This window comes from Bounagaea algeriensis, from assembly GCF_054491375.1.
Genome location: NZ_CM137102.1, coordinates 1,623,481 through 1,644,263 on the forward strand (window position 1 = coordinate 1,623,481; position 20,783 = coordinate 1,644,263).

The following is a 20,783-nucleotide window of genomic DNA, read 5'->3' on the forward strand; positions in this document are numbered from 1 at the left end:
ATCCGAGTCAGGTCTTCGGTCCGCCGGCGACGTAGACGACCTGGCCGTTGACGAAGCCGGAGCGCTCGTCGACGAAGAACGACACCGTGTTGGCGATGTCCTCCGGCTTGCCGGCGCGGGCCACCGGGATGCCGGACACGGCCGCGTCGCGGAAGTCCTCGAAGGACATTCCGACGCGTTCGGCCGTGGCCTGGGTCATGTCCGTGACGATGAATCCCGGGGCGATGGCGTTGGCGGTCACGCCGAACTTGCCGAGTTCGAGCGAGAGGGTCTTGGTCAGGCCCTGCAACCCCGCCTTGGCCGTGGAGTAGTTCGCCTGGCCGCGGTTGCCCAGCGCCGAGGTGCTGGACAGGCTGACGATCCGACCCCATCCGCTGTTCACCATGTGCTTCTGCACCGCGCGGCTCATCAGGAACGATCCGCGCAGGTGCACGTCCATCACGGTGTCCCAGTCCGCATCGGACATCTTGAACAGCATGTTGTCCCGGATGACACCGGCGTTGTTGACGAGCACCAGCGGCGCGCCGAGCTCGTTGGCCACGCGCTCGACCGCCGAACCGACCTGCTCGGAATCGCTGACGTCGGCCGCGACGGCCAAGCCCTTGCCGCCGGCCTTCTCGATCGCGGTGACGGTGTCGGCGCAGTGGTCGGCGTCGATGTCCACGACGGCGACGTCGAAACCGTCCGCCGCGAGCCGCTGCGCCGTCGCCGCTCCGATGCCGCGGGCCGCCCCGGTGACGATCGCGGTCTTCTTCTCGGCCATGTCACTGACTCCCTTTCGTTGCGTACTGGACGGGCCCCCTGGGCGGGGCCTCTCGGAAAGCGGGGCCTGTCGGAAAGCGGGGCCCGTCGGAAAGCGGGCAGGACGGATCAGCGGCTGCGGTACTTCTTCAGCTCGCGCCGCGCCAGCGAACGCAGGTGGACCTCGTCCGGTCCGTCCACGATGTGCAGGGTGCGTGCGTGCGCGTACAGCGCGGCCAGCGGCGTGTCCTGGCTGACACCCGCACCGCCGTGGGCCTGGATGGCGCGGTCGATCACCCACGTGGCCATCTCCGGCACGGCCACCTTGATCGCCTGGATCTCCGCGTGCGCGCCCTTGTTGCCGACCGTGTCCATCAGCCAGGCGGTCTTGAGCACGAGCAGGCGCGCCTGTTCGATGCGCACGCGGGCCTGCGCGATCCAGTGCTGGACGACGCCCTGCTCGGCCAGCGGCCGTCCGAACGCGACGCGGTCCTCGACGCGCCGGCACATCAGTTCCAGCGCCCGTTCGGCCATGCCGATCGCGCGCATGCAGTGGTGCACCCGTCCCGGGCCGAGGCGGGCCTGCGCGATCGCGAACCCCTCGCCCTCGCCGCTGATGATGTTCTCGGCGGGCACGCGCACGTTGTTGAACACGACCTCGGCGTGGCCGCCCTCCTCGCCGTCGGTGTAGCCGAAGATGCGCATGCTGCGCTTGATCTCGACGCCGGGGGTGTCGGAGGGCACGAGGACCTGGCTCTGCTGCCGGTGCTTGTCGGCGTCCGGGTCGGTTTTGCCCATCACGATGAGGATCGCGCACTGCGGACTCATCGCACCGGAGGAGAACCACTTGCGGCCGTTGATGACGTAGTGGTCGCCGTGCTCGCCGTCGCGTTCGATGCGGGTTTCGATGTTGGTGGCGTCGGAGGAGGCCACCTCCGGTTCGGTCATGCAGAACGCGGAGCGGATGCGGCCTTCGAGCAGCGGAGTCAGCCACTGCCGTTGCTGCTCGGGCGAACCGAACATGGCGAGCACTTCCATGTTGCCGGTGTCCGGTGCGGCGCAGTTGGTCGCTTCCGAGGCGAGGTGGCCCGCACGGCCCATGAGTTCGGCCAGCGGGGCGTACTGCAGGTTGGTCAGCCCGCCGCCGTGCTCGCCGGGCAGGAACAGGTTCCACAGACCGCGGCGGTGGGCTTCGGCCTTGAGGTTCTCGAGCACGGGCGGCCGGGCCCACGGGTCGTCGTTGTCGGCGAGCCACGCGGTGTACTCCGGTTCGGCGGGGTAGACGCACTCGTCCAGGAACCGGGTGAGCTCGGAGCGCATCCGCTCGGTGTGCTCGTCGTAGGCGAAGTCCATGTCAGCCCTCCTCGAGTGTGGCCAGCCCCTGCGCCACGAGCGGTTCGACCTGCCCGCCGACGTGCTCGAACCCTTCGCCGACGGTCTGGTTGTTCGTGTAGCGGTAGTGGATGCCTTCCAGGATCACCGCGATCTTGAAGAACCCGAACGCGATGTACCAGTCCAGTGCGGTCAGGTCGAGCGAACTGCGCGCGGCGTAGCGGTCGAGCAGTTCGCGCGCGCTGGGGAAGCCGTAGTCCGGGCCGATGCCCTTGGTGATCGGATCGCCCTGGATGCCGCTGAATCCCTCCCAGTACACGACGAGCAGGCCGAGGTCGGTCAGCGGGTCGCCGAGCGTGGCCATCTCCCAGTCCAGCACGGCGTTGATGCGCAGGTCGTCGTCGACGAGCACGTTGTCCAGCCGGTAGTCGCCGTGCACGATCGCCGCGTTCGCGGTCTGCGGCACGCGTTCGGCGAGTCGTTCGGACAGTTCGTCGATGCCGGGGATGTCCCGGTCGCGGGAGGCGGCGAGCTGCTTGTTCCAACGCCGCAGTTGGCGCTGCAGGAATCCTTCCGGACGGCCGAAGTCGCCGAGTCCCACCGAGTCGGGGTCGATTCCGTGCAGTTCGGCGAGCACGTCCATGAGCTGGTGGGCGAGGTCCGCGCGCTGGGGCACGGACAGCTGCGTCGTCTCCTCGGCGGAGCGGTACACGGTGCCGTCGACGTGCTCCATGACGTAGAAGGGGGCGCCGAGCACTTCCTCGTCCTGGCACAGCACGTGCGTGCGCGGCACTGGCACGCCGGTGTCGGTCAGCGCGCTGAGCACGCGGTGCTCGCGGCTCATGTCGTGCGCGGTGGCCAGCACGTGGCCCAGCGGCGGGCGGCGGACGACGTACCGGTGCAGGCCGTCATCGACGACGTAGGTCAGGTTGGAGCGTCCACCTTGGACGATGCTGCCGCTCAGCGGGCCTTGCACGAGGCCCGGGCACGCGTCGTCCAGGTATTCGCGCAGGCGTTCCAGGTCGAGCCCGGGAAGCCGGTGCGAGGTTTCCTCGGTCATCGGGGCTCCGTTTCCTGCGGGTGCTCCTGCGGCAGCGGCGGCGTGTCCGCAGCGATGGCCGGCACGAAGCCGGCGAGTTCGCGCCGCGTGACGTCCGCGTCGGTGTGGGTGATGGTGTGCATGCCGAGTTTCCGCGCTGCTTCGGTGTTCGGCTCGGCGTCGTCGACGAAGACGATGTGCTCGGGGCGCAGCGCCAACCGCGCCAGGGTGCGCCGGTAGATCTCCGGGTCGGGTTTGCGCAGGCCGATTTCGCCGGAGATGACGGCGAAGTCGAACAGCTCCCGCAGCTCCTGCGGGTACGGGTTGCCCCAGCTGTTGGACAGCAGTGCGGTGCGGACGCCGTGGCGCGGGAGAGCGCGGACCAGTTCGTACATGGCGGGCACGGGGCGCATGCGCGCGAACATCCGCTCGATGAGGCCTTCGGGTGCGACCGGGCCGCCGTCGACGGTGCGCAGCTGCGCGGCGAGTTCCCGGTTGAAGCCCGCGAGGTCGAGCTCGCCCGTTTCCAGCCGGTGGACGGGGGTGCCGGTGGAAGCCCTGCGGGACAGCCAGGCTTTCAGCACGGCGGAGAACGTGCCGGGGTCGATCCGCTCCTGCTCGGTCCACTCGGCGATCGCGGAGCGGCCCGGTGTCGTGAGCACCCCGCCGTAGTCGAACACGACCGCGTGGATCGTGGCGCGTGCCACCGTGTCGCCACCGTTCATGTGCGGCACCATACCGACTAGACGGTATGGTGACCAGGGCGCGCGGGCGCCGCTTTTCAGCCGGCGCGGGACGTGCACCCCGGCGAGGTGGCTCGCGGTGCGCTCCGACCTCGCGCGGCAGGTGCCGCGTACTCTCCGGGCATGAGCGTGTGGCGCGACGAAGCCCTGGACCAACTGGACTTCTACTGGCAGCAGTGGCGGCCGAGGCTCGACGGCCTCACCGACGCGGAGTACTTCTGGGAACCCGTCGACGGCTGCTGGTCGATCCGGCCCGTGCCGGACGGGTGGCGGATGGACTTCGAGCACCCCGAGCCGGTTCCACCGCCGTTCACCACGCTGGCCTGGCGCCTGTCGCACATCGCGGCGCACCTGTTCGACATGCGGGTGAGCAGCCACTTCGGTGGCGGTGAGTTCCGCGTCGACGCGAACGCGTACCCGGGCAGCGCGGCTGCGGCGCTGGACTACCTCGACGAGCAGCACCGGTTGTGGCGCGAGGGCATCGGCGAGCTCGACGAGGACGGCTGGCTGCGTCCGGTCGGCGCGGCCGAAGGCCCGTACGCGGAGCGCTCGTACCTGACGCTCGTGTTGCACATCAACCGCGAGCTGTTCCACCACGGCGCCGAAGTGCTGCTGCTGCGCGATCTCTACCGGGCTTGCGGGGGCGGCCGCTTCGGCTGAAGCCGCCCCGGCGGGAGCTGACCGATCGGCAACCTGGCGTCGAAGGCGCACCGGCCCCTCCGCCATCGGGGTGCGGAGGGGCCGGTAGCGCGCGGCGGGCGGCCGGGCGCCGCCGGAGGTCACATCCGGCAGCGCCCCCGCGGACGCCGTCTTCCGCCCGCGACACGACGTGCGCGGAACGCACCGGTGCCGTCAGCGACCACCGGGGGAGCAGTGGTGCCGCGGTGGGTGGGACCGCTGCCGTGCCGCCGGGGAGCAGGTCGTCAGCGGTTGTCCTCGGAGAGCATGTCCGAGCACTTCTCACCGATCGCCATCGTGGTGATGTTCGGGTTGACCGCCACGAGGAACGGCATCGCCGAACCGTCCGCCACGCGCAGCCCCCGCACGCCCTTGACGCGCAGCCGCGGGTCCAGCGGCGCGTTCGGGTCCTGCTCGGCGCCCATCGGCACCGAGGCCGCCGGGTGGTAGACGGTGTTGTGCGTGCGCCTGAGGTAGTCGGCGATCTCGTCGTCGGTGCGCACGTTCGGTCCGGGGAAGAGCTCGGCACCGGCCCACTCGCGCATCGCGGGCTGCTCGACGATGCGCCGCGCCAGCTTGATCCCCTCGCTCATCACCCGGATGTCGTGCGGGTCGGTGAAGTACTGCGGGTCGACCTTCGGCTTGTCCCGGAAGTCGCGGCTCTGCAACCGCACCGTTCCCGTGGAGCGGGCGCGCGTGACGTTCGGCGTCAGGCAGAAGCTGTTCTCCGAAGTGGGGTAGCCCTGCCGCACGGTGTGCATGTCGAACGGCACCGAGCCGTAGTGGAACATCAGGTCCGGCCGGTCCAGGTCCGGCTGCGTGGTGTGGAAGATGCCGATCTCCCACCACTGGGTCGACTCGTTGACCATCGGTTGCTTGGCGTCCCAGCTGATGACGCCTTCCGGGTGGTCCTGCAGCGTGGAGCCCACACCGGGGGAGTCGACGAGGACGTCGAGTCCGACCTCGCGCAGGTGCTCGGCCGGGCCGATGCCGGAGAGCATCAGCAGTTTCGGCGTGTCGATCGCGCCCGTGGACAGCACGACCTCCCGCCGGGCCCGCACGGTGCGCGTGTGCAGCTGGTCGGCGTCCAGGTACTGCACGCCGGTGGCGCGCGTGCCGTCGAAGGTGACCTGCTTGGCCCGCACGTCGGTGCGCACCTCGAGGTTGGGGCGCTCACCCATGATCGGGTGCAGGTAGGACACCGAGGACGACGAGCGCGTGTTGTCGGCGCGGGCGTTGATCTGGAACCAGTTCGCCCCGTTGGTGACGGTCGTGCCCGAGTTGAACCGGGCCCGCGGGATGCCCTCCTGTTCGCAGGCTTCCAGCAGCGCCGATCCGCACGGGTCGTTGGGCTGCACGGTGCGGATGTTGACCGGGCCGCTGCGGCCGTGGTGCCCACCCGGTGCGTCGTTGGTCTCCAACCGCTGGTACAGCGGGAAGAGGTCCGCGGAGCCCCAGCCGGTGGCACCGAGGGACTCCCACTCGTCGAGGTCCTCGGCCGGGGCCCAGAACGCGATGCAGGAGTTGTGCGAGGAGCACCCGCCGAGCACGCGGGCGCGGGCGTGCCGCATGAACGAGTTGCCGTTCTGCTGCGGTTCGATGAGGTAGTCCCAGTCGTAGCCGGATTCCAGCAGCTCCATCCAGCGGTCGAGTTGCAGGACGTTCCCGTCGCCGACGTCGGACGGTCCGGCTTCCAGCAGGCACACCGTCACGTTCGGGTCTTCGGACAGGCGGGCGGCGACGGCGGCGCCGGCGCTGCCGCCGCCCACGACGACGTAGTCGAACTGCTCGGTCATGGCGGGGTTCTCCGTTTCTGGTCAGGAAACAGGGCTGCTCGTGGCGGATTTCCGCGGTGCGGACTCCGCGCTGCTCTCGGTCTCGGCACTGCCGGTCTCGGAGGGGCCGGCCTCCGCAGGGGCGGTCGCGGAGTTCTCGGTCTCGGAGGTGTCGGCGGCGGAGGCGTGTTCGGTCAGCACGCCGATCTTGCGGCGCTGCACGAACCAGTAGTAGGCGAATCCGCCCACGCCCGCGAGGCCGATGAACAGCAGCGAGCTGTACTGCAGGTACCAGTGGTACGGCGGGTCGGCGTTGTACACCGCCCGGCGTGGCCAGGCCAGGTTGGTCGTCATCGCCAGACCCCAGAGCACGGCCAGGATGTTGACCGGCAGGCCGAACTTGCCGAGGCTGAAGCGGCCCCGCTGCTTGGCCGAGGACCACTTGCCGCGCAGCCGCGCCACGAGCATCGGCACGGTCACCAGCAGGTAGGAGATGTAGATCAGGATGATCGCCAGGCTGGTGATCGCGGTGAAGATCTGCGGTTGGTTGATGTTGAGCCCCAGCAGCGCCAGCGCCAGCGCACCGATGACGACGGCGGGCACGACCGGCGTCTGGAACCGGGGGCTCACCCGGGCCAGTTTCGACCCCGCGGGCAGCGCGTTGTCCCGCGCCATGGCGAAGGCGATGCGGATGGCCGCCGTGTGCACCGCGAGCACGCACACCGTGATCGCCACGAAGATCGACAGCAGGAACAGCCGGCCGACGATCGGGCCGAGCGCGTCGTTGAGGACGTACTGCAGACCGCCGCTGAGCATCTCCGGTGCGCTCAGGTCCCGGGCGGCCATGAGTCCGAACAGGATGATCAGCCCGCCGAGCAGGAAGGAGGCGATCAACGCGCGCAGGATCGCCCGCGGGGCGTTGCGGTGCGGGTTGACCGACTCCTCCCCGAGCGAGGCGGCCGTGTCGAACCCGTACATCACGTAGGACGAGGCGATGCCGGCGACGAGGAACGCGCCGAGGTAGCCGGCCGGGTTGTCCGCGCCGGTGTTGCCGGTCTCCAGCACGACCGCGGGGCTGCGCACGGCGACGGCGGCCAGCGCCACGATCAGCAGGACCGCGGCGGCCAGCTCGATGAACACGCCGATGCTGTTGATCCGCGCCATGAGCTTGACGCCGAACGCGTTGATCAGCGTGGTGCACACGATCAACGCCGTTGCGAGCAGGATGCCGTTGACGGCCTGCTGCTGGGAGGTGGAGCCGTCGCCGATGATCTGGAATCCGGACCAGATCTGCGGCAGCGTGTTCTGGTAGGCCAGGGACGTGGCCGCGATGGACACCACGGAGGCGACCAGCATCATCCATCCCGCGAGCCAGCCGACGTGCTGACCGCCCAGTTTCTTGGCCCAGTTGTAGATGGACCCGGCGATGGGGTAGCGGGAGGCCAACTCGGCGAAACTCAACGCCACGAGCAACTGCCCGAGGAAGACCATCGGCCAGGACCACCAGTAGGCGGGACCGCCGTTGGACAATCCGAAGTAGGACAGTTGGAAGGTGCCGGTGAGCACCGAGATGTAGCTGATTCCGGCGGCGAACGTGCTGAATCCGCCGAGGGTTCTTTTTAACTTGTTGGTGTAGCCGAACTCGGAGAGTTCGGTATCGCCCGTGGGCGCGCTCATGCCCCGACAACTCCTTTTCCCGCCCCGCCCCCCAGGGGAGGTTCGGGGCCGGGTGGTTCGTGCGCGTCGTTGCGGCGTTTCGGTTCTGCGGATGACCGCCGGCGGATACACGCGGCTCCGTCCGCGAATGGGCGGGAACCGCGGAGTACGCCGTTGTACCGTAGTGCGCGCGACCTCCGCCGGCGTGCTCGGCGGAGACCGCGCGGTGCCCGGCCGGTGGTGCGGCGCTGCTGCGACTCGGGGCAACGGGCGCCGGGTCACCGCCGGGCACCGGTGTTCGCCGGTCGGTGCGGGAGCGTCTCCCGGCGGATCTACTCCCCGGTGAACAGCCAGTTCAGCGGCTGCGGCTGCAGATTCTGGTAGACGTGCTTGGTTTCCTGGTATTCGCCGAGTCCGGCGCGACCGAGTTCGCGCCCCGTGCCGGACTGCTTCATGCCACCCCATTCCGCTTGCGGCAGGTACGGGTGGAAGTCGTTGATCCAGATGGTGCCGTGCCGCATCCGGTTGGCGACTCGTTGCGCCTTCGCCGGATCGGAGGTGAACACCGCGCCGGCGAGACCGTAGTGCGTGTCGTTGGCGATGCGGACCGCGTCGTCCTCGTCGGTGAAGCGCTCGACGGTGAGCACCGGGCCGAAGGATTCCTCGGTCGCTGCGTGCGAACCCTGCTGGACCTCGTCGAGCACGGTGGGCAGGTAGTAGTGCCCGGCGGCGTAGCGTTCGCCCTCGGGGCGGCCACCGCCGGTGCGCAGGACCGCACCCTCGTCGACGGCCTTGGACACGTAGTCGGCGACCTTGTTCAGCTGCTCCGCGGAGATCAGCGGGCCGGTTTCGGCGTCCTCGTCGAACGGACCGCCGATCCGGATGTTCCGCGCGCGGCGCACGATCTCGTCGACGAGCGAGTCGTGCAGTTCGTCCTGCACGACCAACCGGGCGCCGGCCGAGCACACCTGCCCGGAGTGCAGGAAGATCGCGAGCATGGCGTAGTCGACCGCGGTGTCGAAGTCGGCGTCGGCGAAGACCACGTTGGGGTTCTTGCCGCCGAGCTCGAGCGCGACCTTCTTCACCGTGCCGGCCGCCGCCGCGGCGATCTTCCGGCCGGTGTGCAGGCCGCCGGTGAACGACACGAGGTCCACGTCGGCGTGCTCGGACAGCACCGAACCGACCTCGGCGCCGGTGCCCAGCACGAGGTTGCCCACGCCGGCAGGCAGGCCGGCCTCGGTGAGCACGCGCATGAGCAGCACGGCGGTGCTCGGGGTGAGTTCGCTCGGCTTGAGCACGAAGGAGTTGCCCGCGGCCAGCGCGGGGGCGACCTTCCAGGCGACCTGCAGCAGCGGGTAGTTCCACGGCGTGACCAGGCCGCACACGCCGACCGGTTCGTGCTGCACCCGGCTGATGGCCTCCGCCGAGCCGGTGTCGACGACCCGTCCGGCCTCGGTGCCGGCGATCTTGCCGTAGTACCGGAAGCACGCGGCGATGTCGGCCATGTCGATGCGGCTCTCCTCGAGCCGCTTGCCGGTGTCGCGCGACTCGGCGATGGCGAACTCCTCGGTGTCGCGCACCAGGAGGTCGCTGACCCGCAGCAGCAGGTCACCGCGCTCCCACGCCGGGGTGCGGGGCCAGCTGCCGGTGTCGAAGGCGCGTCGTGCGGCGGCGATCGCGCGTTCCGCGTCGTTCCGGTCGGCCTCGTCCACGGTGGTGACGAGGGTGCCGTCGGCGGGGCACCGGATCTGCCGGCTGCCGCCCTGCGCGGCGTTCGTCCACACGCCGTCGATGAACAGCGTGGCGTTCGTGTTTTCCGCTTGCGACATGCGTGATTTCCCGTAGTCGTTGTTCGCGCCGTCGTTGTTGTGCGCGTCGAGTTCGACGCCTGCAATCGAGCGGTACGGAGCCTAACAGCGTCTGTGTACAGATGTACATGATTCGTTCCGCGAAGCCGCCGCAAAGCTGCGAAACGCTCTTCCCCGCGGCGTAAAATGGTGGTGTTGAACTGCAAAAATGCCAGGGCCGTGAGTTGGATCGCATCGTCGCTCGGCAGGCGTGTGGCAAGCTGTGCGGACGCTGATCGAACGATCGCCGGCCGCCTGCGCGCCGGCGCACGCAAGGCTGTGGCAGCCGGCACGAGGGCAGCCGACACAAGGGGTAGCGTCGAACGGAATGTCGATCCCGGAAGCCGCCGCGAGCAACGCCGCGCCCAAGCGACGCGCGAAGGACCCGGGCCGGCGTGAGCGCATCGCGCGCGCCGCGATCACCGTGGTGGCCGAGCGCGGGGTGGAAAAGCTCACGCACCGGGCGGTCGCGGCGCAGGCGAACGTGCCCCTGGGTTCGACGACCTACTACTTCTCCACGCTGGACGACCTCCTCGCCGAGGCGCTGCGGCAGGCGTCCACCGACGACGTCGCGCAGCTGCGCGAGTGGGAACGCACGCGGCAGCCGCAGCAGGACCTGGCCGAAGCGTTGACCGAGCTCGTGCTGCACTACCTCGGACCGGAACGCACCCGCACCGCCGTGGAGCACGAGCTCTACATCGCGGCGCTGCACCGGCCCGCACTGCGGCACGTGAGCCAGGAGTGGGACTCGGCGCTGGCCGAGCTGTTCGCCGACTACACCGACCCGACCACGGGTCGCGCCCTCTCGGTCGCGTTCTGCGGGCTGCTGCTGCAGGGGATCGTGCGGGAGACGCTGCCGGAGCGCGCCGACATCCTCACGACCTTCCAGCGGATCCTGCGTCCCGGTGCGGCCGGAACAGCACCGGCCGAGCCCGCGGGTGCGGAGCGCTCCGGCTGAGTCGCGCGGTCCTGAGTTCCAGTGCTGCCGCTGGCTGCACGGCTGGGGTCGGCTGCTGGGGAGGGTGCCGCAGGGACCGGGCGCAGCCGCAGATGCCCGGGGCGCTCGACCGCCCGACGCCGGGGAGGGCCGGGCGGTGGCGCGGCATCGGCGCGCGGGTTGCAGGTTGATGCACATCGCATCACGACTGTTGCTGTCGGACAGAGCCCGCTCGGAGAATCGACCGGCAGAGTGACCCGCCGCGCCGACGGCTCGACTGATCGGGTGGCGCTGGTGTGCGTGTAATCCGGTTCAGCCGCCCGGAGTGATTCGTTCACGTCGGTTCGTGGCGTAGAACGGAATGTGCCGCCGGGTGCGGCTCGCTCGAAGCGCAATGACCGCCCGTCCCGAGCGAGGTGAGACCGTGGGCCAGCAAGAGGATCGCGAACTCGTGCCGTTGCAAGCGGATTTCGACACCGTCTGGCGGGGATACCGGCGTTCCCAGGTCAAGTTCTACATCCAGCAAGCCGAGAACGAGATCCGGATGCTCGCCGAGGACCGGGACTCGGCACTGGGCCAGGTCGCCGACCTGTCGCAGCAGTTGGAGCAGGCACGTGCCGATATCGACTCCCTGCAGCGGCAGCTCGACGAGCAGGCCCGGACTCCGATCGACGAGACGGCCCTGTCGGACCGGCTGCACCGGATGGTCCGACTGGCCAAGGACGAGGCCGCGGAGATCACCGCCTCCGCGCGCGCGGCAGCCGAGCACGAATGGGCCCGCTCGGAGCAGGCAGCCGCCGAATTACGCAACCGCTACGAGCAGCTCGTCACCGAGGCCGACGAGTGGCGGCGGCAGTCGGAGCAGCAACGCACCGAGATGCTGCAGCGGACCCGCGAGGAAGTGCAGCACATGGCCGAGGAGGCCGAGCAGCACCGGCGTCGGCTCGACGCCGAAGCCGAGCAGCGGCGCAGCCAGATCGAGCACGACTTCGAGGTGTCCATGGCCGCTCGCCGCGACGAGGAGATGCGCGTGCTGGCCGAGCGAGAACGGGCCAGCCGTGCCGACGCTGAGCGCCTGGTGCGCGAAGCCACGGCCGAGGCGCAACGCCGCACCCGCCGCGCCGACGAGTACGCGGCGACGATGCTGCGGCTGCGCCGCGATCTCGGTGAACAGGTCCGCGCGGCGCAGGCCGTGCTCGACAGCGCGGAACCGTTCCTCGCAGCGACGGAGAACGGCGTGCAGGAGGAGCACGCCGACAGCTACGTGGAACGCGTCACCGAGCAGCGGCGAGTGCCGTCCGAGCGGGTGCGCGTGCCGCGGCAACGCGAGGCCGAACAGCCACTGGAGCCCGAGCGGCCCGCGAAGGCCGATCCGACGGCGGAGGCCGGGCAGTCGGTGGATGCCGGGCAGCCGGTGGATGCCGCACCGACGGCGGAGGCCGGGCAGCCGGCGGCGGGGGAGGGCGAGGATGCCCTCGTCGACCCCGCGAGCGGGGTCGACGACCCCGTCCGCTCGCCAGGCTGATTCCGGGCGGGCAGGTGCTGCCCCGCGACTTGCTGGCTCCCACCTGTGCAGGTGCGGGTGTGGGTGCGGGTGGAACACCCCTGCGCAGCCCGGTGGTGCGGTGGCCGCACGGGAGACGCGGCCACCGACCCGCGTGTTGCAGGGCCGGTGGCCGTGAGGTGTCGCCGTGCGGTCAGCCGGAGAATCCGGCGCGCCGCAGCGCGTCGGCCAGTGCGCCGTTCGGGGCTTCCTGCTGTTGGCGCTCGCCGCGGGGGCGTTTGCCGCCGCTCTTGCCGCCGCCGTTCCTGCCGCCGCTCTTGCCGCCGTTGTGCTTGCCGCCGCGCTGGCGGCCCCCGGCGGACTCGCGCTTGCCCTGCGCACCACCGGGTTCGTCGTCGAGCCGCAGTGACAGGGAGATGCGTTTGCGGTCCTCGTCCACGTCGAGCACCTTGACCCGAACCACGTCACCGGGCTTGGCGACTTCGCGGGGGTCGCTGACGTAGTTCTTCGACATCGCGGAGACGTGCACCAAGCCGTCCTGGTGCACCCCGATGTCGACGAACGCGCCGAACGCGGCGACGTTGGTGACCACGCCTTCCAGCTGCATCCCGGTCCGCAGGTCCGCCAGCGTTTCCACGCCTTCGGCGAAGTTCGCGGTGCGGAACTCGCCGCGCGGGTCCCGGCCGGGCTTCTCCAGTTCGGCCAGGATGTCGGTCACCGTGGGCAGGCCGACGGCGTCGTCGACGAAGTCCTGCGGGCGCAGCTGCTGCAACAGCGCTTCACCGCCGACGAGCGCGCTCGGCTCGCTGCCGGTGGCCTCGGCGATGCGTCGCACCACGGGGTAGGACTCGGGGTGCACGGCCGAGGAGTCCAGCGGGTTGTCGCCGTCCTGGATGCGCAGGAACCCGGCGCACTGCTCGAAGGCCTTCGGACCGAGCCGGGTGACCTCCTTGAGGGTCTCGCGGTCGCGGAACGCGCCGTGATCGTCGCGGTGGCGGACGATGTTGTCCGCCAGTCCCGCGCCGATGCCCGACACGCGGGCCAGCAGCGGCACCGACGCGGTGTTCACGTCGACACCGACCGCGTTCACGCAGTCCTCGACCACCGCGTCGAGCGAGCGGGACAACTTCGCTTCGGACATGTCGTGCTGGTACTGCCCGACGCCGATCGACTTCGGATCGATCTTGACCAGCTCGGCCAGCGGGTCCTGCAACCGCCGCGCGATGGACACGGCGCCGCGCAGTGACACGTCCAGGTCTGCGAGCTCGCGGGAGGCGTATTCCGAAGCCGAGTACACCGACGCGCCCGCCTCCGAGACGGTCAGCTTCCGCAGTCCGAGCTCCGGGTGGGTCTTGATGAGCTCGCCCGCGAGCCGTTCGGTCTCGCGGGAGGCGGTTCCGTTGCCGATCGCGACGAGCTCGGCGCCGTGCTCGCGCGCCAGCCCGGCCAGGCGGTCGCGGGCGGCGTCCCAGCGCTGCTGCGGTTTGTGCGGGTGGATCGTGTCGGTGGCGACGAGCTTGCCGGTGCCGTCGACGACGGCGACCTTGACGCCGGTGCGGTAGCCGGGGTCGAGGCCGATCGTCGGCCGGGTCCCCGCGGGAGCGGCCAGCAACAGGTCGCGCAGGTTCGCGGCGAACACCCGCACGGCCTCGTCCTCGGCCTGCTGCCGCAGCCGCGTGCGCAGGTCCACCGACAGGCGGGTGAAAACGCGGGTGCGCCAGGCCCAGCGGAGGACGCCGCCGAGCCACTCGTCGGCCGGGCGCCCTTCGTCGGCGATCCCGACGTGCGCGGCGATGATCCGCTGGTAGTCCGCGCCCGTGGCCTCCGCGTCCGAATCGGACTCGAGGGTGAGCTCGAGCACCTCCTCCTTCTCCCCGCGGAACAGCGCGAGCACGCGGTGCGCGGGCAGGGCGGTGAACGCCTCGTCGAACTCGAAGTAGTCGGAGTACTTGGCGCCTTCCTCCTGCTTGCCCTCGCGCACGCGGGAGACGAGCCGGCCGCGCTGCCACATCCGCTCGCGCAGTTCGCCGATGAGGTCGGCGTCCTCGGCGAAGCGCTCCACGAGGATCGCGCGGGCTCCGGTCAGCGCCGCGTCGGCATCGGCCACTGCGTTGTCGGGGTTGATGTACTCGGCGGCGGTGGCGTTCGGGTCGAGCGTCGGGTCGGCCAGCAGCCGGTCCGCGAGCGGTTCCAGGCCGGACTCGATCGCGATCTGCGCCTTGGTGCGGCGCTTGGGTTTGAACGGGAGGTAGATGTCCTCCAAGCGGGCTTTGGTGTCGGCGTCCCGGATGCGCTGTTCGAGCGCTTCGTCGAGCTTGCCCTGGGAACGGACGGACTCCAGGACGGCTTCGCGGCGTTCCTCGAGCTCCCGCAGGTACTGCAGCCGCTCTTCGAGCGTGCGCAGCTGGGTGTCGTCAAGGCCGCCGGTGACCTCCTTGCGGTAGCGAGCCACGAACGGCACGGTCGCGCCGCCGTCGAGCAGGTCGACCACGGCATCGACCTGGCGCTGCTGGACTCCGAGTTCTTCGGCGATCTTCTGGTGAACGGCTGTGGTCACGATGCTTCGCTGCCTGCTTCCTACACTGTTCGTTCGCGATCTCCGCTGGCTCCGTTCGCATTGTGCCGGAACGCTCCGCGCGGTTCGCGCGCCAGTCGCGGCGGCGTGTCGGGCACGGACAGATGGCGGGACGGGGTGTTCCGAGCGGTGCGGGCCTGCAGTAGGGTGCTGCCCCGATGCGCGGGTCCGCCCGCAGCGGGGCCGGCCCTGCTGATGACCCGGTGGAGCGCAGGGGTGCGCAGCAGTCCGGGATGCGAGGATCTCCCGGATTTTTGTCACGTTGCGTGCTCATCAGTGGTTTTGTGTGTGCACCGAGGGGTTAAATCTAAGTACTCAACCCCGTAGAAACCGTGATGCACGGCTACGCTCCGCGCTGGAGTGTGGGGCCTTGTGACACATGAAGACCCCGACTCCACACGATCCCCCGATTCAGACGTCAACGGTGCCCCGTCGAACCCGAACGATGGGACACGCGACCAGTGGTCCACGGTCCGCTCGACCGCGCACTCGGTCGACACGACGCTGCGTTCCGGCGTGGACCGCGTCCGGCCCGCGGTGCAGCGCGTGATCGCCGCCGTGCTGCCGACTCTCCGGCGGGGGTGGGACGCCCCGGCTGTGCAGCGCTTCCGGGAGAGGGTGGCGCTGCTGTTCAGCCGGCTGTCCGCCAACCTGCCGGGCGGTGAAGGCGTTCCGACCCGGGCCCGGGCCATGCAGGCCGGATCCGCCGTCGCCGCGCTCGGCCTCATCGGCATCGTCATCGCCAGCCTGGCCGGCCCCGGCACGCAGCAGCACGACGTGCAGGAAGCGGCCCAGACGGGCGATATGTCGCCCGAAACGGCCGGGCGGATGATGGCCGACGCCGAGAAGTCCCCGCAGCAGGGAGGCGGGCAGCAGTCCGGACAGCAGGAGGCGCCCGCCCCGGTCGGACCGCCGGTGGAAGGCATCGACGTGTCCAACCACAACGGATCCGTCGACTGGAACCAGGTCGCCGACTCCGGCAAGAAGTTCACGTTCGTGCTGGCCACGGACGGTACGAGCTTCGCCAGCCCGACCTACGGCGAGCAGTACCACGGCGCCAAGGACGCCGGGATGATCGCCGGCGCGTACCACTTCGCCCGCCCCGGCTCGTCCGGACCGGAGGAGCAGGCCAACCGCTTCCTCGACGTGGCCGACTACCAGAAGGACGGCAAGACGCTGCCTCCGGTGCTGGATCTCGAGGTCGACCCGAGCAGCGGCGGCTGCTACGGCAAGTCCGTCGACGAGATGCACCAGTGGGTGGACGGCTTCAACAAGGTCGTCAAGGAACGCACCGGCGAAGACCCCATCATCTACGCCAACCCGTCGTTCTGGAGCCAGTGCATGGGCAGCACTGACAGCTACAACGACCACCCGCTGTGGCTCGCCTCCTACGGGGTCGACCAGCCCTCCGTGCCCGAAGGCTTCGACAACTGGAACTTCTGGCAGTACACGGACGAGGGCTCGGTGCCCGGCATCGGTGGCAACACCGACATCAACCAGTTCCGCGAAGGCCAGGCCCGGCTGGAGCAGCTGGCCCGCTGAGGGACCCGGCTGTGGGACCCGACTGAGGGATTGGGACAACCACCACGCGCTCCGTGGCAGTGTGGGCCGTCCGCCGTCCGCGGCGGACGGCCCACACGTCTTTTCGCTCCCGGCAGCGGTGCTACGACGGCGGGCGAACGCGGTTGCGGTGTCGTGGTGGACGCCACCTGGCGGGCTCGCCGCCCGCCGACGCGGGTTAGGGTGATCGTTCAGGTCCGACCGGAACGATCCGGTTCCAGATCCGGTCGGCAGCGACCGGTCTGCGAGGTGAACCCGTGCGAATAGCGCTGCTGTCCTACCGCAGCAAGCCGCACAGCGGCGGCCAGGGTGTGTACGTGCGCCACCTCAGCCGGGGCCTGGCCGAACTCGGCCACCACGTGGAGGTCTTCTCCGGGCAGCCCTACCCGGAGTTGGATCCGGAGGTGCAGCTGACCCGCGTGCCCAGCCTGGACCTCTACCGCGAGCCGGACCCGTTCCGCACGCCGCACTGGCGCGAGTTCCGGAACTGGGTCGACCTGCTCGAACTCGGCACGATGTGGACCGCGGGATTTCCCGAGCCGCTGACGTTCACGCTGCGCGCGGCCCGCCGGTTGCGCGCCCGCGCGCACGAGTTCGACGTCGTGCACGACAACCAGAGCCTCGGTTACGGCCTGCTCGGACTGCCCCCGGCCGGACTGCCGGTGACGGCGACCATCCACCACCCGATCACGCACGACCGCCGCGTCGACCTCGCGAACGCGACCGGGTGGCGCAGGCTCACCCTCCGCCGCTGGTACGGCTTCCTGCGGATGCAGGCCCGCGTGGCCCGCCGCATCCCGCACCTGATGACGGTGTCCGAATCCTCCGCCGCCGACATCCGGCGCGACTTCGGCGTGCACCGCGACCAGCTCAGCGTCGTTCCCCTCGGGGTGGACACCGCGGTGTTCCGCCCACCGGAAAAACCCCGCGTCCCCGGTCGCATCGTGGCCACGGCCAGTGCCGACACCCCGATGAAAGGCGTGGGCACGCTGCTGGAGGCCGTCGCGAAGCTGCGCACCGAACGCGACGTGGAACTCGTGCTCATCTCCCAACCGACCCCCGGCGGGGCCACGGCGCGCCGCATCGAGGAGCTCGCCATCGGCGACGTGGTGCGCACCGCGAGCGGGCTCAGCGACGGCGAGATCGCCGAACTGCTCGGCTCGGCCGAAGTGGCCTGCGTCCCCTCGCTGTACGAGGGGTTCTCGCTGCCCGCGGTGGAAGCCATGGCCTGCGGCACCCCGCTGGTGGCCAGCCGCGCCGGCGCCATCCCGGAAGTCGCGGGCGAGCACGGCGAAACCGTGGAACTCGTCCGGCCCGGCGATGCCGAGGAGCTGGCCGCAGCGCTGGGCGCGGTGCTGGCCTCGCCGGACTACCGGAACCGGCTCGGCGAGGCAGGCCGGCGCCGGGTCGTTCAGCGCTACAGCTGGACGTCCGTGGCCGCCGCCACGGTCGACTGCTACGCGGAAGCGATCGAACGAACGTGCGCGGAAACGCCGCGGAAGGGAGCGGGCCGGTGCTGACGGTGGACTTCGACAAGCTCGGCGTGGCACCGGGCATGCGCGCGCTCGACCTCGGGTGCGGCGCCGGGCGGCACGCCTTCGAGCTGTACCGCCGCGGCGCCGAGGTCGTCGCCTTCGACCACGACGCCGCCGAGCTGGAGAACGTGGCGACGCTGTTCGCCGCGATGGAGGCCGAGGGCGAGGTGCCCGCCGCTGCCGGTGCCAGCACGGCCACCGGGGACGCGCTGTCGCTGCCGTTCCCCGACGACTACTTCGACCGGGTCATCGCCGCGGAAATCATGGAGCACCTGCCCGAGGACGAGAAGGCGATGCACGAACTGGTCCGCGTGGTCAAACCGGGCGGGCGCGTCGTCGTCACCGTGCCCCGCTGGTTCCCCGAACGCGTGTGCTGGGCCCTCTCCGACGAGTACCACCAGGTCGAAGGCGGGCACGTGCGCATCTACCGCACCGACGAGCTGCTCGGCAAGCTCCGCGAGGCCGGGTTGCGGCCGGCGTTCCACCACTACGCGCACGCGCTGCACGCGCCGTACTGGTGGCTGAAGTGCGCGGTGGGGCCGGACGACGACGAGCACCCGGCCGTGCGCGCGTACCACCGGATGCTCGTGTGGGACCTGATGCGGGCTCCGCGGCTCACGCGCACCGCCGAACGGCTGCTCGACCCGGTGCTCGGCAAGAGCGTGGTGGCCTACCTCGGCAAACCGGGAGTTCCCGGTGCCGCCGCCTGAGGTTCCGGCGGTCCCCGGCGCCCTCACCGCCGATCAGGTGCGCCGCACCGCGCGGGCGATCGGCATGGTGCAGCTCGATTCCGGGGCGATCCCCTGGTACCCGGGTGGGCACGTGGATCCCTGGGACCACGTCGAATCCGCGATGGGGCTGGCCGCGGCGGGACAGCGGGCCCGCGCCGCCCGCGCCTACCGGTGGTTGCGCGCGACGCAGCGTCCCGACGGCTCCTGGCCGCTGCGCGTGCGCGCCGGGCGCGTCGAGGACGCCGCGGCGGACACGAACTTCTGCGCCTACCCGGCGGTCGGCGTGTGGCACCACGTGCTGCTGACCGGTGATTCGGCCTTCGCCGCCGAGATGTGGCCCGTGGTGCGCGCCGCCGTCGAGTTCGTCCTCGCTGCCCAGCGCGCGCACGGGCAGATCAGCTGGGCGGTGGACCCCTGCGGCGAACCGTTCGACGAGGCGCTGCTGTCCGGGTGCTCCAGCATCCACCACAGCTTGCGGTGCGCGCTCGCCCTGGCCGAGCACGTGGGCAGCCCGCAGCCGCACTGGCGGGAGGCGGCCGACCGGCTGGGGGAGGCGGTGCGCGCGGAGCCGGCGGTGTTCGCGCCGAAACCGCGCTATTCGATGGACTGGTACTACCCCGTTCTGGGCGGGGCGGTGCGCGAGGACGACGCGGCGCGGCTGCTGCGCTCCCGCTGGGACGAGTTCGTCGTGGACGGTCTGGGAGTGCGGTGCGTCGCCGACCGGCCGTGGGTGACCGGTGCCGAGACCTGCGAACTCGTGCTGAGCCTGGACGCGCTCGGGGAGAACGCGTGGGCGCACAAGCTGTTCGCCGCGATGCAGCACCTGCGCGATGCGGACGGCTCGTACTGGACGGGTTACGTCTACGCCGACGGCAAGCGGTGGCCCTGGGAGCGGACCACGTGGACCTCGGCCTCGGTGATCCTCGCCGCCGACGCGTTGTCGCGCACCACACCGGCGAACGGGATCTTCCGCGGTGCGGTCGGATCGGCGCACCCGGTGCGCACGCCTGCCGCCGCGGCGGCGCCGTGAGGGAACCCCTCCGGTGAGCCGGGCTCGCGCAGCGCTCGGGGAATGGTGCTGTGCAGAGGGTTCAGGTGCGGGAAAGCGTGCTGCGCGGGGATCTCGTACTGCGCGGTCCGCTGTGGACGTTCACTCGGCGTCGACGGGCGCGCCCGCTTCGCCCGCGACGCGTTCCAGCACCCGCAGCGAACCCGTCACCGAAACCTCCCGGAACCGGCCGGAATCCACCGCGCGCCGGTACACGTGGTAGGGGGCCTGCCCGCCGTCGCGGGGGTCGGGGAAGACGTCGTGGATGACGAGCGCGCCGCCGGGAGCGACCCAGTGCGCCCAGCCGGCGAAGTCGCTCCGGGCGGCCCGTTCGGTGTGCCCGCCGTCGATGAACAGCAGTCCCAGCGGGGTGTTCCAACGGGTCGACATGGTGGCCGAATCACCGACGACGGCCAACACGTGCTCCTCCAGGCCCGCGGTGGCCATGGTGCGGCGGAACGTGCCGAGCGTGTCCAACCGCCCCACCTCGGGATCGACCAGGTCCGGATCGTGGTACTCCCAGCCGGGCTGGTGCTCCTCCGAGCCCCGGTGGTGGTCCACGGTGACGATGGCGCCACCGGTGTGTCGCGCGGCAGCGGCCAGGTACAGCGTGGACTTGCCGCAGTAGGTGCCGATCTCGACCGCCGTGCCCGTGCCGAGGTGTTCGATCGTCGCCCGGTGCAGCGCGATCCCCTCGTCGGCCGGCATGAAACCGGGGGTGTTCTCGGCGTGGGCGAGCAGCTCCGCGGGCATGCTCGCCGGGGCGGCGGTGGACACGCGATCTCCTGGTGGGTTCGGCGGCGTTCGCGCCGAGCCTATCGACCACGGCATCGCCCCTGCGGCTCGCCGGTACGCCGGGATCGTCGTCAGCCGCGAGAGCGCCGGGCGGCCCGTCGCCACGGCCGATGCGCAGATCGCCGTGATCTGCGCATCTCGCGGAGCGACACTGGCCACGCGCAACACCGACGACTTCGATGCCACCGGCAACAACCTGTTCAACCCGTGGAGCGGCTGATCCCGCCTCACCGCCGCACAGCTGTGACCGCGCTCGACCTCGGTGAGCCAGTCGGCCACGGTGCTCT

At 70.7% G+C, this 20,783-nt stretch carries 17 protein-coding genes; 8 read left to right on the forward strand and 9 right to left on the reverse strand.

What is annotated here, in order from left to right; translation table 11 throughout:
* Window positions 1-7: 7 nt before the first annotated feature.
* The 4 genes from ACVGV2_RS07395 to ACVGV2_RS07410 all read right to left on the reverse strand — a co-directional run bounded on the left by ACVGV2_RS07395 (window position 8) and on the right by ACVGV2_RS07410 (window position 3,837).
* On the reverse strand, window positions 8-763 hold the full coding sequence (locus tag ACVGV2_RS07395) for an SDR family oxidoreductase (RefSeq protein ID WP_459165301.1): 756 nt from the start codon (window positions 761-763) through the stop codon (window positions 8-10).
* A 107-nt stretch (window positions 764-870) separates the two neighbouring features.
* Entirely contained in the window at window positions 871-2,094 is a 1,224-nt protein-coding gene (locus ACVGV2_RS07400; protein WP_459165302.1) for an acyl-CoA dehydrogenase family protein, read from the reverse strand.
* 1 nt (window position 2,095) lies between these two features.
* Window positions 2,096-3,133 carry a phosphotransferase family protein gene (locus ACVGV2_RS07405; RefSeq protein WP_459165303.1) on the reverse strand — a complete coding sequence of 346 codons (1,038 nt, stop codon included), beginning with the start codon at window positions 3,131-3,133 and terminating at the stop codon, window positions 2,096-2,098.
* Window positions 3,130-3,837, reverse strand: a complete 708-nt coding sequence (locus ACVGV2_RS07410) for an HAD family hydrolase (RefSeq protein ID WP_459165304.1) — start codon at window positions 3,835-3,837, stop codon at window positions 3,130-3,132. Before ACVGV2_RS07410 ends, ACVGV2_RS07405 begins: the two co-directional genes overlap by 4 nt.
* A gap of 141 nt (window positions 3,838-3,978) precedes the next feature.
* On the opposite strand from ACVGV2_RS07410, the gene ACVGV2_RS07415 reads away from it, so the two are divergent.
* Window positions 3,979-4,515, forward strand: a complete 537-nt coding sequence (locus tag ACVGV2_RS07415; protein WP_459165305.1) for a DinB family protein — start codon at window positions 3,979-3,981, stop codon at window positions 4,513-4,515.
* Between the two features lie 263 nt (window positions 4,516-4,778).
* On the opposite strand, the gene ACVGV2_RS07420 is transcribed toward ACVGV2_RS07415, so the two are convergent.
* The 3 genes from ACVGV2_RS07420 to ACVGV2_RS07430 all read right to left on the reverse strand — a co-directional run bounded on the left by ACVGV2_RS07420 (window position 4,779) and on the right by ACVGV2_RS07430 (window position 9,793).
* Complete coding sequence (locus ACVGV2_RS07420; protein WP_459165306.1) at window positions 4,779-6,329, reverse strand: GMC family oxidoreductase; 1,551 nt, start codon at window positions 6,327-6,329, stop codon at window positions 4,779-4,781.
* A 21-nt stretch (window positions 6,330-6,350) separates the two neighbouring features.
* The gene (locus ACVGV2_RS07425) at window positions 6,351-7,985 is read right to left on the reverse strand and encodes an APC family permease (RefSeq protein WP_459165307.1); all 1,635 of its coding nucleotides are present in this window, start codon (window positions 7,983-7,985) and stop codon (window positions 6,351-6,353) included.
* Window positions 7,986-8,296: 311 nt separating this feature from the next.
* Window positions 8,297-9,793 (reverse strand): aldehyde dehydrogenase family protein, encoded by a 1,497-nt coding sequence (locus tag ACVGV2_RS07430; RefSeq protein ID WP_459165308.1) that lies wholly within the window; start codon window positions 9,791-9,793, stop codon window positions 8,297-8,299.
* Between the two features lie 346 nt (window positions 9,794-10,139).
* Here ACVGV2_RS07430 and ACVGV2_RS07435 point away from each other — a divergent pair, with 346 nt between their 5' ends.
* Window positions 10,140-10,769 (forward strand): TetR/AcrR family transcriptional regulator, encoded by a 630-nt coding sequence (locus ACVGV2_RS07435; protein WP_459165309.1) that lies wholly within the window; start codon window positions 10,140-10,142, stop codon window positions 10,767-10,769.
* A 403-nt stretch (window positions 10,770-11,172) separates the two neighbouring features.
* Window positions 11,173-12,273: a cellulose-binding protein gene (locus tag ACVGV2_RS07440; RefSeq protein ID WP_459165310.1), complete on the forward strand. Its 1,101-nt coding sequence runs from the start codon at window positions 11,173-11,175 to the stop codon at window positions 12,271-12,273.
* A gap of 172 nt (window positions 12,274-12,445) precedes the next feature.
* Here ACVGV2_RS07440 and ACVGV2_RS07445 read toward each other — a convergent pair whose 3' ends face one another.
* Window positions 12,446-14,809: a Tex family protein gene (locus tag ACVGV2_RS07445; protein WP_459165311.1), complete on the reverse strand. Its 2,364-nt coding sequence runs from the start codon at window positions 14,807-14,809 to the stop codon at window positions 12,446-12,448.
* Window positions 14,810-15,343: 534 nt separating this feature from the next.
* Between ACVGV2_RS07445 and ACVGV2_RS07450 the strand changes: the two genes are divergently transcribed.
* The 4 genes from ACVGV2_RS07450 to ACVGV2_RS07465 all read left to right on the forward strand — a co-directional run bounded on the left by ACVGV2_RS07450 (window position 15,344) and on the right by ACVGV2_RS07465 (window position 19,683).
* Window positions 15,344-16,369, forward strand: a complete 1,026-nt coding sequence (locus tag ACVGV2_RS07450) for a GH25 family lysozyme (protein WP_459165312.1) — start codon at window positions 15,344-15,346, stop codon at window positions 16,367-16,369.
* 275 nt (window positions 16,370-16,644) lie between these two features.
* Window positions 16,645-17,907: a glycosyltransferase family 4 protein gene (locus ACVGV2_RS07455; RefSeq protein ID WP_459165313.1), complete on the forward strand. Its 1,263-nt coding sequence runs from the start codon at window positions 16,645-16,647 to the stop codon at window positions 17,905-17,907.
* Complete coding sequence (locus ACVGV2_RS07460; protein WP_459165314.1) at window positions 17,901-18,632, forward strand: class I SAM-dependent methyltransferase; 732 nt, start codon at window positions 17,901-17,903, stop codon at window positions 18,630-18,632. The genes ACVGV2_RS07455 and ACVGV2_RS07460 overlap by 7 nt, the downstream gene beginning before the upstream one ends.
* Window positions 18,619-19,683 (forward strand): prenyltransferase, encoded by a 1,065-nt coding sequence (locus tag ACVGV2_RS07465; RefSeq protein ID WP_459165315.1) that lies wholly within the window; start codon window positions 18,619-18,621, stop codon window positions 19,681-19,683. The genes ACVGV2_RS07460 and ACVGV2_RS07465 overlap by 14 nt, the downstream gene beginning before the upstream one ends.
* A gap of 120 nt (window positions 19,684-19,803) precedes the next feature.
* On the opposite strand, the gene ACVGV2_RS07470 is transcribed toward ACVGV2_RS07465, so the two are convergent.
* Window positions 19,804-20,454 (reverse strand): class I SAM-dependent methyltransferase, encoded by a 651-nt coding sequence (locus ACVGV2_RS07470; RefSeq protein ID WP_459165911.1) that lies wholly within the window; start codon window positions 20,452-20,454, stop codon window positions 19,804-19,806.
* A 16-nt stretch (window positions 20,455-20,470) separates the two neighbouring features.
* On the opposite strand from ACVGV2_RS07470, the gene ACVGV2_RS07475 reads away from it, so the two are divergent.
* Window positions 20,471-20,716 carry a PIN domain-containing protein gene (locus ACVGV2_RS07475; protein WP_459165316.1) on the forward strand — a complete coding sequence of 82 codons (246 nt, stop codon included), beginning with the start codon at window positions 20,471-20,473 and terminating at the stop codon, window positions 20,714-20,716.
* Window positions 20,717-20,783 lie beyond the last annotated feature (67 nt).